Annotated in this window: 13 protein-coding genes; 10 read left to right on the top strand and 3 right to left on the bottom strand. The window is 68.9% G+C overall.

The window, feature by feature from the left end:
- Positions 1–139: 139 nt before the first annotated feature.
- A complete protein-coding gene (locus ADY59_RS00670) occupies positions 140–883 on the bottom strand; it encodes an SAM-dependent methyltransferase (protein WP_049556371.1) in 744 nt (247 codons plus the stop codon).
- Positions 884–1,028: 145 nt separating this feature from the next.
- On the bottom strand, positions 1,029–1,859 hold the full coding sequence (locus ADY59_RS00665; protein ID WP_197093360.1) for a GNAT family N-acetyltransferase: 831 nt from the start codon (positions 1,857–1,859) through the stop codon (positions 1,029–1,031).
- 390 nt (positions 1,860–2,249) lie between these two features.
- Here ADY59_RS00665 and ADY59_RS00660 point away from each other — a divergent pair, with 390 nt between their 5' ends.
- The 3 genes from ADY59_RS00660 to ADY59_RS53175 all read left to right on the top strand — a co-directional run bounded on the left by ADY59_RS00660 (position 2,250) and on the right by ADY59_RS53175 (position 5,978).
- On the top strand, positions 2,250–2,942 hold the full coding sequence (locus ADY59_RS00660; protein ID WP_049556369.1) for an L-2-amino-thiazoline-4-carboxylic acid hydrolase: 693 nt from the start codon (positions 2,250–2,252) through the stop codon (positions 2,940–2,942).
- Between the two features lie 217 nt (positions 2,943–3,159).
- On the top strand, positions 3,160–5,517 hold the full coding sequence (locus tag ADY59_RS00655; RefSeq protein ID WP_156325213.1) for a tetratricopeptide repeat protein: 2,358 nt from the start codon (positions 3,160–3,162) through the stop codon (positions 5,515–5,517).
- Between the two features lie 332 nt (positions 5,518–5,849).
- The gene (locus ADY59_RS53175) at positions 5,850–5,978 is read left to right on the top strand and encodes a hypothetical protein (RefSeq protein WP_269433533.1); all 129 of its coding nucleotides are present in this window, start codon (positions 5,850–5,852) and stop codon (positions 5,976–5,978) included.
- Positions 5,979–6,178: 200 nt separating this feature from the next.
- Here the strand turns inward: ADY59_RS53175 and ADY59_RS00650 are convergent, their stop codons facing one another.
- Positions 6,179–7,834 (bottom strand): bifunctional metallophosphatase/5'-nucleotidase, encoded by a 1,656-nt coding sequence (locus ADY59_RS00650; RefSeq protein WP_049556363.1) that lies wholly within the window; start codon positions 7,832–7,834, stop codon positions 6,179–6,181.
- Positions 7,835–8,011: 177 nt separating this feature from the next.
- Between ADY59_RS00650 and ADY59_RS00645 the strand changes: the two genes are divergently transcribed.
- Genes ADY59_RS00645 through ADY59_RS00615 form a run of 7 tightly spaced genes read left to right on the top strand, consistent with a single transcriptional unit; the run spans position 8,012 to position 13,963 of the window.
- Complete coding sequence (locus ADY59_RS00645; RefSeq protein ID WP_049556362.1) at positions 8,012–8,896, top strand: MurR/RpiR family transcriptional regulator; 885 nt, start codon at positions 8,012–8,014, stop codon at positions 8,894–8,896.
- A gap of 12 nt (positions 8,897–8,908) precedes the next feature.
- Positions 8,909–10,165 carry an ABC transporter substrate-binding protein gene (locus tag ADY59_RS00640; RefSeq protein ID WP_049556360.1) on the top strand — a complete coding sequence of 419 codons (1,257 nt, stop codon included), beginning with the start codon at positions 8,909–8,911 and terminating at the stop codon, positions 10,163–10,165.
- Entirely contained in the window at positions 10,156–11,052 is an 897-nt protein-coding gene (locus tag ADY59_RS00635; protein ID WP_049556358.1) for a carbohydrate ABC transporter permease, read from the top strand. The genes ADY59_RS00640 and ADY59_RS00635 overlap by 10 nt, the downstream gene beginning before the upstream one ends.
- Positions 11,049–11,858 (top strand): carbohydrate ABC transporter permease, encoded by an 810-nt coding sequence (locus tag ADY59_RS00630; protein WP_231618471.1) that lies wholly within the window; start codon positions 11,049–11,051, stop codon positions 11,856–11,858. Before ADY59_RS00635 ends, ADY59_RS00630 begins: the two co-directional genes overlap by 4 nt.
- 10 nt (positions 11,859–11,868) lie before the next feature.
- Complete coding sequence (locus ADY59_RS00625) at positions 11,869–12,615, top strand: sugar isomerase domain-containing protein (RefSeq protein WP_053174332.1); 747 nt, start codon at positions 11,869–11,871, stop codon at positions 12,613–12,615.
- A complete protein-coding gene (locus ADY59_RS00620; protein WP_049556356.1) occupies positions 12,612–13,709 on the top strand; it encodes a hypothetical protein in 1,098 nt (365 codons plus the stop codon). The genes ADY59_RS00625 and ADY59_RS00620 overlap by 4 nt, the downstream gene beginning before the upstream one ends.
- Positions 13,709–13,963, top strand: a complete 255-nt coding sequence (locus ADY59_RS00615) for a hypothetical protein (protein ID WP_049556354.1) — start codon at positions 13,709–13,711, stop codon at positions 13,961–13,963. Before ADY59_RS00620 ends, ADY59_RS00615 begins: the two co-directional genes overlap by 1 nt.
- The last annotated feature ends 88 nt before the right edge of the window (positions 13,964–14,051 follow it).

The raw sequence follows: 14,051 nt of genomic DNA, 5'->3' as shown, positions 1-14,051 counted from the left end.
GGCCGCCCCGCTGGAGCACGTAGGCCCCGTGCTCAGGCAGGTCAGGGCGCAGGAGCCGGGTGGTCTCCGGCATCGCAGGATCGGCTCCGCATGCGTGAAGAGACCTGGTCAAGCGACGTCCAGTGGCCGAGGCTTCGGCTCAGCCGAGGTCGGGGGTCCGGTGCAAGATCAGGGAGACGAAACCCCAGGTGTCCCGGTAGACGCGCAACCACTCCGCGCGGCGGAGGGTAGCCGTCTCCAGGGCCTGCGCACTGTCCCGGTCACCGGGATGCTCGACGGCCCATGCGGCCAATGAGCCCCAGCAGGCCCATTCGTAGTCGTCCAGCTCGCGACGTGTGCTGATATGACCGGCGACCGGAACCCACCCGTCGGCGACGACGCGGTCCACGGTGGTCGCCAGGTCGGTGAGGTCCCCAAGCATCTCGACGGCCTGCTGGGACGGGGTGCGATCCCAGAATCCCTCGCCGATCATGACGCGGCCGCCGGGGGCCAGGTGTTCACGGGCCGCGGCCAGGGTCGGGAGCAGGCCGCCGAAGGCGTGCGTGGCCCCGAAGCTGAGCACCACGTCGAAGGGCTGCGAGGAGGTGAATTCCTCGGCCTTCTGATGGTGGAGTACGAGGCGGTCCTCCACGCCACGGTGGCGCGCCGCCAGCTGAGCCTGGTCCAGCGCGTCCGCGGAGACGTCCACGCCCTCGGCGTGCAGGTGCGGTCGTGCGGCCAGGGCACGCAGGAGCCATTCCCCGCTGCCGCAACCGAGATCCAGCACCCGCTCGTCACCTCGGGGCAGCCCGCGTTCCAGGAGCCGGCGCACGGAGGCGTCGTCGAGCGGGGACTTGATCGGGTGATCGGCGTGGGCGATACGGGAGATTTGTTCGCGATTCACGTATAAGCCTTTCCACGACGGGGCGCATCTCGTTCCACTCGGGGTCGGAGTCCTGCGAAAGTGCCCGTCGATCCTGATATTTCTGACGAAAGTGCTGGGTATGCCAGCGGGACGGCACGAACGGATGCGTTCGGTCCTGGTCCGGCTAGTGCGGCGAGAGATCGAGCTTGTAGTGGACGGCTCGATGAGTCGGCGTATAGCCGAGCGCGTCGTTGATCGCCCGCATCGGGAGGTTGTCGTCGGCGGTGTCGGTGCGCAGGGCGTCGAGGTCCGGGTAACGGGTGCGGGCCTGGACGACGGCGGCTGCCTTCATCCAGCGGCCGAGGCCGTGTCCGCGGTGCCCGGGCAGGACGCCGGTGCCGTAGTGCTGGCCCTCGCCGGTGCCGTCGCCGGGGACGACCAGCTCGGTGAATCCGGCGACCGAGCCGTCGGCCTCATCGATGGCGACGACGGTGTGCAGCTCATCGCCGCGGCGGGCGACCGCCGCCGCGGCTGCACGGACGCGATCAACGTCCCAGTTCACGGTCCCGTAGTCGGTCTCGCCCATCGGCATGTCGTCCATGGCGCGGCGGGACAGCGCGAACGTGTCGGCGAGGTCGTCCGGCACGGTGCCGTCCCACGAGGACAGCCGATAGCCGGAGTGGGGCCGATCGGCGATCGCCGTGAGCGCCGGCAGGTCCGCGTCGGCCAGGTTCAGCCTGGTGAACGTGAATCTCGCCGCTTCGTCGAAGCCTCTGGCCGTCAGGAACCGCGCGCCGGGTGACCCGGGCTCGGTCTGCGCCACGAGTGAGCGGCGTCCGTCCGCGCGGGCGGCGTGCGCGGCGGCGTCCAGCAGCAGCGTCCCCGTACCGTGTCCGCGCTCGGACGGGTGGACGTGCAGAGCCATCTCCGCATAGTGCTTCTGCCCCGGCGTGGTGAACAGCCGCAGAAACACCGACCCGACAGGGATGCCGTCGGCGTCGGACGCCAGCCACACAAGACGGCGGCTGGACGAACCGTGCTCAGGATCGATCAGTGAGGTGATGTGAACAGACAGGATGACTCCATCGAGAGGTGGCGAACATAGAGATCGAGTTCGACAGCTCAGCACTCGTGCGCATCTGCTGCACACCTCCCCCTCGACGATGGATCTTGCCGGCTTCCGGCCGACTGACCATAGCGGCCCAGGGGCGGCGGACGCAAAGACGTTTTTGGATGGACTCGCCTCCGTATGGCATGATCTGCAAATCAGAATTCGTTGAAGTACGTTGGCGCCTGGTTGGTCGGTGGAGTGCGTCGGCGTGCTCGCTTGGTGCGAGCACGGTCGGCATGCTCTGCGCGATGTCTGGCCGTGTTCGGGACCGAGCCCGTCCCGAAAGGACTCTTCATGTCCACCGACCAGTTCGGACTCGCCGATGGCGACTACGTCCCCGATCCCGAGCGCGACACGGCGGCGCTCATCGACGGCTTCTTCGACCACATCTCCACGGCGGTGCGGAAGCACGCGCTTCCCGGCGGCCTCGTCACCATGATGCGGGCCCGGCACGCGGAGCTGGAGAAGGCGAACGAGCACATGGTCGTCGACGAACCCGCACGCTACAACCTGCGTATCACCCTTGCCCTGGTGGCGGGGTACGAGTCTCTGCTGCCACGGCTGGGGCGGGACGCCGCCATCGGCATCGTGCGGGCCGCGCTGGTCGAGCCGCTCGGCGACGCCGTCCACGCGGGCACCCGCGCGATGCTGGACGCCGCACCGGACCCGTTCAAGGCCCTGGTCGCCGTCTCGAAGTCCCGCGAGGAGTACGCCTTCGGGAAGGGATTCATCTTCCGGCGCCCTGCCGATGATGATCAGCGTTACCAGGTGGACGTTCACCGGTGCTTCTATCACGACGTCCTCGTGGCGAACTCCGCTCCCGAGTTGACGCCGGCGATGTGCGCGTTCGACCGGAACTGGATCGAGGCGATCGACCCGGACAAGGACGGCTTCCAGTTCGAGCGCGTCACCACCATCGGCCTGGGCGGTACCCACTGCCCGTTCCACTTCACGCGGACCGGTGCGCGAGAGGCGGACGCCGGCTGAGCCGTCGACCGTCACCGTGGGTGGGATGGCCGGGCTCACGGCCATCCCATCCACGCGCCGCCCGATGCCGGTCAGTCCGCGAACTGCCAGCGGGCATGCATGGCCTGGGCAGTCGACGAACGACCCCGCATGTTCGAGGAACGCCGGCACTCGTCAGCCGCGCCGGATGGTGCTCCATGCCCTGGCGGACTCGCGGCCGGGGCGGCACGCTTGCGCCATGAGGTTTGCTCGGTACGGCAGGACCCGCCGGGCGGCCGGGACGGTCGCCGTGATCGCCGTCGGCGTCCTCGCCATCGGACTGCTGACGGCCGGGCTGGTCGCCTTCTTCGCCATTCCCGATGGCGCCCAGGCCGATCCGATGGATGCCCTGGACAAACGGGCGAGCGTGATCAGCATGGTCGCGGGCGTTGCCAGTCTTGGCATCGCGATCGTCACCCTGATGTTCCAGTACCGCGGCCGCGGGCCCGCGCCGCAGAGCGGAGGCGCGGACGACGTCGTCACAGGCGACCTGTCGGTGACCGCGCCGACGGGGCGACTGCCGGTCAGGGTCGTCGGGCGCGAACCGGTATTCCACGAGCTCCGGCGAAGGGCGGCCGGCACCCTCATGTCCCCTCAGGTGCTGGCGGGTCTCGGGGGAGTCGGCAAGTCGGCCATCGCGCTGCGGTTCGCCGCCGAATGGCAGCGGGAAGGCCGGCGAGTCTGGTGGGTGGTCGCCGATGACGAGCAGGCGGTGACGGCCACGCTCATGCGCATCGCGCGCGACGATCTCGGCGTGCCGGCGCTTCTGGTGGAGGAAGCGCTGAGCGGGCGGCGGAACGCCGCCGACCTGTTCTGGACGGCCGCCGACGCCGGGGCGAGTGGTTGCCTGCTGGTCCTGGACAATCTCGACGAGGTAGGGGACCTTGCCGACGGCACCGGCTGGCTCAGGCAGAGCCGTTCCTGCATGGTCGTGGTCACCAGCCGCAACCGGGACCCGGTGAGCTGGGGGCGGCTCTGCGACGTCCACGTGATCGAACCGCTGGCGAACGCCGACGCCGGGGAGGTCCTGCGTGACCTCGTGCCCGCCGCGCCCGATCCGTCGAATGCCGAATCGCTCGCGCGGAAGCTCGGAGACCTGCCGCTGGCCCTGCACATCGCGGGCAACTATCTCCGTTCGCCGTACGCTCGCCACCGGAGCTTCCTCGCGTACCGAAGCGACCTGGACGCGGACTTCGGCAAGACGATCGAGCTGCGGGCAGGCGACCTGCGCGGAGCGGCGAGTGAGGACCGCGTGATGATCACTCGCACCTGGGAGATCAGTCTCGACGCCATCGGGGCGAGGGGAGTCCACGCGGCCCGGCCACTGATGGAGATCCTGGCCTGGTTCGCGCCCGGGCCGCAGATCCCCGCAGAGGTGCTGGACTACCCCTTTATCGCCGGCGCGGTCGGTGCGCGGGAGCCCGACGACGTCGCCAAGGCGCTGTCCGCCCTCGATCAGCTGGGCCTCATCGACCGCGATGCGTCCAATCCCCGTGGAGGGATCTCCATGCACCCGTTGATCGCCGCGACGATCCGGAGCAAGCTCACGGCTCGACGCCTGTGGCCGCTGACCCTGTGGCGGCGGTTCGCCATGGATCCCGCCCACCGGGTCGCGGTGCGACTCGTCAGCAGAGCCGCGACGAGGCTGGACCCGCGAGACCCCACGCACTGGCCCACCTGGCAGTTGCTCGGCAGTCATGTCCTCGCGCTCCTGGCGCCCGGTCTGCCGAGGCGATTCCGGTCGGCTGACGCCCTGCTGCTCGCCGCTTCCACGACCGCCGACGCGCTGCGGCAGAGCGGTTCACTGCCGCAGGCCAAGCACCTGCTGGAGGAGGCCCTGCGAACCGGGGCGGCGCTGAAAGGCACCCATCCGCCGGTTCTCGCGCTCCGGCAGAGGCTTGCCGACGTCCTGGAGGCCGAGGGACGGTACGAGGAGTCGGAGACGCACTTCCGCCGGCTGTTCGCCGACCAGGAGCGCGCCATGGGGCTCGATCATCCGGACACCCTGCGCACGTTGCACGGCCTGGCCTGGGTGCTCGGTGATCAGGGGCGGTACGAGGAGGCCGAGGCCCTCTATCGTGAGCTCGCGGTACGGAACGAGAACGTCTTCGGCGCCGAGGACTCGGAAACGTTGTCCGCTCGCTACGGCGTCGCGTGGACCATGGCCCAGCAAGGGCGTTACGCGCAGGCCGAGCAGCTCTACCGGGAACTCCTGGAGATCTACGATCGGGCGCTGGGTCCCGAACACCTCGGTGCGCTCCGTACGCGCCACAGCCTGGCCTGGGCCCAGTTCAGGCTCGGCGACCTCCAGCAGGCGACGAGGTCGTACCGCCGGGTGCTGGCCGATCGCGAACGGCTGGTGGGAGTCGACCACCCCAGCACGCTCCGCACGCGGCACAATCTGGGCGAGCTGCTGGCGGAGCAGGGGCTGCGAGGCGAGGCCGCCGACCTGCTGCGCCGGGTGCTGGCCGATCGCGAGCGGCTCCTGGGCCCCGAACACCCGCTGACCCGTCGTACTCGGCAGGCGCTGGCCGACATCGAGGCGAGCGGTTCCTGACCGTCCCGATCAGCTGTGCCGGGGCCGCGATGAAGGCGAAGCCGTGCCACCGCTTTCATCGCGGCCCATTCAGCCGGGTGGTCCGGCCGGACGTGCCATAACTCGATCCCATCAGTCCCGGAGCGGTGCCGCTCTTCAAGTCTCGCGCGAGGACGTTATTCGACCCAGACGAAAAGCACCCATTTGTTCAGAACGTTTCGTTCGCAGGTGTAGCGACCGCCCCAGAGTTTGCCGGCGTCGTTGCATTCTCTCCACGTGGCGTATTCGCCGGCGCGCTCCCAGTGGCCCGGAACCTCGGCTGACGTGCGCTCGACGAGCTGCGGGGCGGTGTCATGGCCGCGCTCGCCGGCGCCGCCGCCATGCCGATACCCGCAGCCATGATCGATGCGAGTGCCAGCCCGCGTAAACTGCGTCTGATCGTGGATCTTCGTTCCTTTCTCGGGACGGAGGGCTCCAGCTGAACTCGCCGCCGCAGTCCAGAACAGCTCGAACTGAGGCCCTTCTTCGTTGAAACTATCCCGACGCAAGGAGGTCGATAGAGTGAAAAACTGTCATTTACTATCTAGATTCTGTCGTTTTGACTGCTGGGAATGCGTATGAGTCTTTCATCCTATATTCGTCAAGTGCTGGAACCCGCCGTCACATGAACCAGGAAACAGTCCTAGTTCAGGCGGGTGATGCGGCCCAGCGCCGGGGGCTGGAGCGGGCTGTTGGCGCGGATGTGGGCCTCCAGCGCCTCGATGTCGCGCACCTTCTCCACCCGGTCGGTTCCTTCGGTCAGCACGCTGAATCCGTCCCCGCCGCCGGCGATGAAGGAGTTGGCCGTCAGGCGGTAGTTCCCCGTGGGGCTGATGGCGGTGCCGCCGAGTTTGATGGTCGCCGGGTCGATCTTGTCGCAGGCGGGCCTGGCGTTGTCGTAGGTGAAGGTGAAGCCCTGGGAGACGCCGAGGACCCTGGCCGTGGTCTGGCCGCACCACTGCTGCTCCAGGAGTCGCTCGACCTGCTCTCCGGTCAGCGTCATCGTCACCAGCATGTTGCCGAACTGCTGGACACGAATGGCCTCACCGTGGGTGACCAGGTTGGGCAGGTCGTTGCCGGTGGCCGAGACGTACAGGTCGCCGCCGATGCCTCCGCCGTACGGGGGCTGGATGGCGATCTGGGCGCCGCCGGTCTCGGCGGAGGAGGTGGCGGTGAGGCGGGCATCGGCGAGAACGTGGCCGATCGTGGACTCGCCGGCGGCGTTCCTGGCCGCCGTGAGGTCGCGTGTGATCAGGCCGACGGGCCGGTTCATCAGCCGGTGGGCCTGCTCGTCGGCCCGGCGGCGCAGGGCGGCGACTCGCGCATCGGGCCGGATGTCGTGGGAGACGGTGATGTTGTCGGCCTTCGCAGCGACCGGGTTGCCCGTGGCACTGTCAACGGTGAGGTTGAGGCGGGTGATCTCGCGGCCGAATCCCGACGTCTGGGTGACGGGGATTCCGTTGATCACGCAGTTGTACGGGTTGTGGGTGTGGGCGGAGAACACGGCGTCGACCTCGGTGTCGAACCTCGCCACGATGTCCTTGACCGGCCCGGCCAGGTTGCCGCACTCGTTGGGAAGGCCGCCGCCGGTCTGGCCGCCGCCCTGGTGGAGCAGGACGACGATGGTGCGCACACCCTTGGCCTTGAGCTCGCCGACGTAGGTGTTGACGGCCTCGGCCTCGTCGCGGCCCTCCAGCGGGGCGGTGGGGGAGGGGGCCTCGAACAGGGATCTCTTGTGCGTCACGGCGATGACGCCGACCTTGACGCCCTTCACCGTCTTGACGTAGTAGGGGTCGAAGGCGGGCTTGCCCGTGGTGGTGTCGACGATGTTCGCGCCCAGGTAGGGGAACGAAGCGCCCTTGAAGCGGCCCAGGGCGCAGCCGTCGATGGGATGGCAGCCGCCCTCCCGTAGCCTGCGTAGTTCGGTCAGGCCGCGGTCGAACTCGTGGTTGCCGACGCTGGAGGCGTCCAGGCGCATGAGGGACAGTGCCTCGATGGCTGGCTCGTCGTGCAGAACGGCCGAAGCAGGGCTGTTGACGATGTTGTCGCCGGCGGAGAGCCGTAGCGTGCCGTTCGGGTTGTCCCGCTGGAGCCGGTTCAGGTGGGCCGCCAGGTATTCGCCGCCGCCCGCCTCGACCGGGCCGTCAGGCGTCATGGCGAAGCTCGAGGACAGCGCCGAGTGGAAGTCGTTGATCCCCAGCAGCTGGATGTCGACCGTGCCGGTCGTGGTGGCGGTGGCGGCCTGGCCGGGCAGCAGGGCCGTTCCGCCCAGCAGCAGCGTGGCGAGCAAGTTACGCATGTGCGTCCCTTCGGGGGGTGTCTGTCGGGGGGCGAGCGTAGCCACGCGCATGTCGAAAAGTAAAGACTCTCGCGACGAGGTCTACTCAAGGGAATTATTCACATCAACACGGCGTCCGATCCAGCTCATCTTGGTGAACTATTGACATACTGAGCATGGATAGAGGAAATTTCTCCCATGGCCGAGCCGGCAGAGAACTATTCCTTCATCCTCACTCGTATCCGCGGGATCGAGCCCACGTTGACCGCCGCCCATCGGCGCATCGCCGAGATGATCCTCGCCGAGCCCGCCGCCGTGGCCGCGTCCACCATCACCGAGCTGGCCGAACGCTGCGCCACCTCGCTGACCACCATCACCCGGTTCTGCCGGGAGCTGGGCCTGGCCGGCTATCCTGAGCTCAGGCTGGCCCTCGCGGCAGAACAGGGGCGCACCACCGCCAACCCGCGCGACACCGCGCTCATCGCCTTCTCTCCCGACGACCCGGCGAGCGTGGTGCTGCGCAGCCTGCTGGCCAGTGATGTGCGCGCCATGGAGGAGACCGCGGCGCACCTGGACGTCACCGCCGTGGACCGGGCGGTCTCCGCCCTCGTGCGGGCCAGGTTCATCGATGTCTTCGCCGTCGCGGGCAGTGCCGGGGTGGCCATGGATCTGCACCTCAGGCTGCACGCCATCGGCCGGCCGTGCGCGTTGTGGACCGACGTCCACAACGCCGTCTGCAGCGCCAACGCGCGCGACCATCGCGACGTGGCGCTCGGCATCTCGCATTCGGGCACCACGTCCGAGGTCGTCGAGCCGCTGTCCATCGCCAAGGAGCGCGGCGCGATCACCATCGCCGTAACCAACTTCCCCCGCAGCCCGCTCGGGGAGATCGCCGACATCGTTCTGACCACCGCGGCGCGTGACACCCCCTTCCGCGCCGGAGGGGTGGCCGCCCGCCACAGCCAGATGCTCGTCCTGGACTGCCTGTACATCGGCGTGGTCCAGCGCACCCACGAGACCAGTGACCAGTTGCTGACCGCCGCCACGGAGGCGGTCGCCAAGCACCGCCTGCCCCAACGCTGACCAGGAGCCTTCATGCGTCTGGCCCCCCTTGCCGCCGTCGTCCTGCTGTCGGTCGCCGCCTGCGCGCCCAGCTCTACCTCGTCCTCCGCCCTGTCACCATCCCAGTCCCAGGACAAGGTCACCCTGTCCGTCTGGGGATGGGGGCCGGAGGAGAACTTCGACAAGATGTTCGCGGCGTACGAGAAACTCAACCCGGGCATCGACGTCGACGCCCGGTCCTTCACCACCGCTACTGAGTACGACACGATCCTCGCCACGGGCCTGGCCGGCGACAGCGGCCCCGACCTGGCGTGGCTACGCGCCGGCCCCAAGTTGCAGCCGCTCGTCGAGGCGGGCAGGCTGCTGCCGCTGGAGGCCGCCGACATCCCCGGGCTCAAGGACTACGACGAGGGCGTGCTGCGCTCCGCCAAGGGCGACAAGGACGGCAAGGTCTACGGGGTGCCGTTCGCCGTGCAGACCCTGCAAGTGATCTACAACAAGAAGATCTTCGCTGACCATGGCATCTCCCCGCCGCGGACCTGGGCCGACATGATCGCGGCTGCGGAGAAGCTGAAGGCCAAGGAGATCATCCCGTTCGCGTTCGGCGGCAAGGACGACTGGATGCTGCCCATCGTGGCCGGCGTCTTCGGGACCGCCAACTGGGGCGGGGACGCCTTCCTCGACGAGGTCAGGGCCAAGACGAAGAAGTTCACCGACCCGGCGTTCGTCGAGGGCATCGACCAGCTCAACAAGCTCCGGCCCTACTTCCCCGACGACATGACGGGAGTCTCCTACACCGACGCCCAGATCCTCTTCTCCTCCGGCAAGGCGGCCATGTTCCCCGGCGGCCTGTGGGAGCTGAACTTCTTCACCGAGAACGCCGAGGGCATCGAACTGGGCGTTTTCACCCCGCCCGCGCCCAAGGGCGGGCAGGGCCTGATGCCCGGCTTCACCGACGGGTCGTACGGCGTCAGCGCCAAGACCAAGTACAAGGCGGAGGCGCTGAAGTTCGCCGCCTGGCTCGCCTCCAAGGATTACGGCCAGCTCTACACCGACACGCTGCGGGTCTTCTCCGCCGTACCGGGCGTCACGCCGACCGACCCGCTGCTCAAGGAGGTCTCCACCACCTTCGACCAGCAGGGCGCCACGTACTTCATGAACGAGTTCGCGTACGGCAACCCGTCCTCGCAGACCGTCTTCTCCAAGGCGCTGCAGGAGATGCTGCTGGGCCGCATCACGGCACAGCAAGCGGCCGAACGGCTCGACCAGAGCGTGGCCACATGGCTCTGAGCACCACCCGGCGGGGGTCGTCGTACCTGTTCCTGATCCCCGCCTTCCTGCTGTACTCCGTCTTCGTCATCTATCCGCTGTTCACCGGTCTGAGCTACAGCGTGTTCACCTGGAAGGGCACGCTGCGCGACACCTTCGCCGGTTTCGCCAACTACGCGGCGCTGCTCACCGAGTCTTTTCTTGACCAGCTCCTGCCCGCGCTCGGCCACAACTTCCTGCTGTTCGCCGGCACCATGCTCGTGCAGAATACGCTGGGGCTGGCGTTCGCACTGGCGTTGTCGCGGGCCCGGCGGGGCAAACGCCTCCTGCAGACGATGTTCGCCCTGCCGTACCTGGTCAACCCGCTCGTCATCGGCTACCTCTGGACGCTGCTGCTGAGCCCGACCTTCGGGCCGGTCAACGCGCTGCTGAGCGGGGCGGGCATGGACGGGCTCGCGATGCCGTGGCTGGGCGATCCCGCCACGGCCCTGCCGACCGTCATCGTGATCATGACGTGGCAGTGGGTCGGCTTCCCGATGCTGCTGTTCAGCGCCGCCCTCGGCGGCATCCCGCAGGAGTACGCGGAAGCGGCCAGGACCGACGGGGCCGGCTCCTCGCAGGTGTTCTGGCGCATCACGCTGCCGCTGCTGCGTCCCGCGATGGGCACCATCACGATCCTGAGCTTCATCGGCAGCATGAACACCTTCGCCCTCGTGTACGCCCTCGGCGGCTCGAACGGCGCGCCGGCGGGCGCCACCGACGTCCTGGGCCTGCTGTTCTACCGCGCGGCGTTCGCCTCGGGCGACGTCAACGCCATGGGCACGTCCTCGTCCCTGGCGGTCCTCATGTTCACCTTCATCTTCGGCTCGACCCTCCTGCTGCAACGCGTACTGAGGAGGAAGGCGTGAAGACTCTGTGGATCAAACTGCTGCTGTGGGGCTACGCCGTCTTCTCCATGGCGCCCCTCCTGGTGATGCTGCTGAGCTCCTTCCGGCCGACCGCGGACATCTTCGATGATCCGCTCGGACTGCCCACGGGGCCGGATCTCGGCAACTACGCCAAGGCCTGGACCGAGGCTTCCTTCTCCACCTACGTCGTCAACTCGCTGATCGTCGTGGTGTCGGCGGTGCTGCTTGGCGCCGCCGTGTCGCTGCTGGCGGCCTATCCGCTCGGGCGCAGGCGCTTCGCCGGGCGCGGGCTGTTCGCCGCCTACTTCATCTCCGGCATGACGCTGCCCGCGCACCTCGGCGTGCTGCCGCTGTTCTACCTGCTGGAGAGCCTGGGGCTGATCGACTCGCTGCTCGGCCTGATCCTCGTCTACGCGGCGGGGTCCATCCCGTTCAACGTCTTCGTGCTCACCGCGTTCTTCCGGCAACTGCCGTACGAGCTCGACGAGGCGGCCTCGCTGGACGGGGCGGGGCCGCTGGCGACGTTCTGGCACGTGATGCTGCCTCTGGTACGGCCCGCCATCGCGACCGTGATCGTCTTCCAGTTCGTCCCTCTGTGGAATGACTTCTTCTACCCGCTCGTCCTGATGCGCGACGAGAGCAAGCTGACGCTGCCTGTCGGGCTCACCCACTTCTTCGGCGAGTTCCAGAACGACTGGGGGACGCTCTTCGCCGGGCTGGTGATGACGACGATCCCCCTCGTCGTCCTCTTCGTCCTCGCCACGCGCCAGATCGTCGCCGGCCTCACCGCCGGCATGAACCGTTGAGGAGCACCCTGTGGACCTTGTGACAGCTTTCGCCGAGGCGACGCGCGAACGCGTCGATCAACTGGTCGCGACCCAGTCGCCGGCCATCAGGCGTGCGGGAGCGCTGATCGCCGACGCGGTGCGGGCGGGCGGGGTGGTCCACGCCTACGGCACCGGCCATTCCGAGGCAGCCGCGCTGGAGCTGGCCGGACGTGCCGGCGGCCTGATCCCGGCCAACCGGCTCGCCCTGCGCGACCCGGTGGTACTCGGCTCGGCGAGCCCCGGAGACTTCGACCCGTTGGCCGAGCGCGATCCGAAGACCGCTCACCACGTGCTGGCCCTGCACACGATCGGCCCGCACGACGTTTTCATGATCGCTTCCAATTCCGGTGGCAACGGCTCGACCGTGGAGATGGCGAAGCTGGTCAAGCAGCGCGGGCTGCCGCTCATCGCGATCACGTCGATGGCGCACACGAGCGCGATCACCTCACGCCACCCGTCAGGCGAGCGGCTGTTCGAACTGGCCGACGTCGTGATCGACAACCTCGCGCCGTACGGTGACGCAGTGCTGGAGACCGAGCACGGTCCGGTGTGCGGCATCTCCTCGATCACTTCGGCCCTGGCCGTCCAACTGATGGTCGCCGAGGCGATCGGCCTGCTGAGTGCGGCGGGGATGGTCCCGCCCACCTACCTGTCGGCCAACATTCCCGGCGCCGACGCGCACAACGACGCCCTGCAGGCCCGGTACGCCGGACGGATCAGGATCGGCGCGCTGTGACCCTGACCATCGCGGCCTTCTGGCCGCCGCCACCGCACGAGACCACCGAGGCACGCTACCGGCAGATCGCGGACGCCGGCATCGACCTGGTCATCACCGGCAACTACGTCAACGACCCGGTCGCCGTCAAGCACGCGCTTCGCCGCGCCGACGAGGCCGGGCTCGACGTGCTGGTGGCCTCCGACCCGCGCATCGACGTGCTCATGCGCGACCTCGACCCCGGCGAGGAGCAGACCGTGGCGCTGATCGGCCGGGTGATCGGCGACTACCGCGCCCACCGTTCCTTCCGCGGCATCAGCCTGATGGACGAGCCGCTGCCCGACCGCTTCGAGCGTCTGGCGACCGGCGTGTCCGCCGTGCGGTCGCACGGCTACCTCCCGTACGTCAACCTCCTCCCGAGCCATGCCACCGGCCCTTACGACGAGTACGTGCGCGACTTCGTGTCGATCGTCCGGCCCGCGCTGCTCTCCTTCGACCGCTATCCGTTTCTCTCCTCCGGTGAGGACGCCGGCTACTTCGCCGATCTGGCCACGATCCGCGCCCACGCCGCCGAGGCCGAGGTGCCGGCCTGGATGTACGTCCAGACGCTCGCCTACGACGGGCACCGCACGCCCACGGCCGCGGAACTGGCCTGGCAGGTCAACACCGCGCTGGCCTACGGCTACACCGGCATCCAGTACTTCACCTACTGGACACCCGACCCCTCGCGCGGCGAAGGCTTCCGGCCCGCCCTGATCGACGACGGGCTGCCCACCGAACGCTACGACGCCGTACGCGAGCTGAACACCCGCTGGCTGCGTCCGGTGGGCGAGGAACTGAAGTCCCGGCCGTGGGGCTCGGCGGGGCACACGGGCCCGGTTCCCGACGGAGCACGCCCCCTGCAGCACGGCCTCGTCGTCTCAGGCGAGGTCGTGGCGGGCCGGTACGGCGAGCGGCACCTGTTCGTGTGCAACGCCCGCCACGACGCCGCCACCGACGTCACGCTCGCCGCCCGGGCCGCCGCCTTCGACCCCGCCACCCGGTCGTACGACCCGTGCCCCTCGGCCTTCACCCTCGATCCCGGTGCCGCACGGCTGCTACGCCTGGAATCCTGATGCTCTTCGCAGGCGTCGACGCGGGTGGCACCTCTACCCGCGTCGCCGTGCACACCGCCTCCGGCGCCAGGGTCGGCTACGGCACGGCGCGCCGGGGCAACCCGGCCGCCCAAGGGCCCGCCGCGGCGGCCGAGGCGATCGCCTCGGCCCTGCGCCGGGCGATCGACGGCCTCCCCGCCGCCACGGTCACCGCGTCTGTGGCCGGCGTCGCCGGCGCCGACGACACGTTCGCCCCCGTTCTGTGCCGGATCTAGGCCGAGCACGGCCTGACCCACCAGCCCAGGCTGATCAGCGATCTGACGATCGCCTACGCCGCCGGCACACCCGCCCTGTCCGGCACGC

The organism is Nonomuraea sp. SBT364 (genome assembly GCF_001083785.1).
GTDB lineage: Bacteria > Actinomycetota > Actinomycetes > Streptosporangiales > Streptosporangiaceae > Nonomuraea.
Note: the sequence above shows the minus strand (reverse complement) of the source record. Positions and strands in the feature narration are given on the sequence as shown.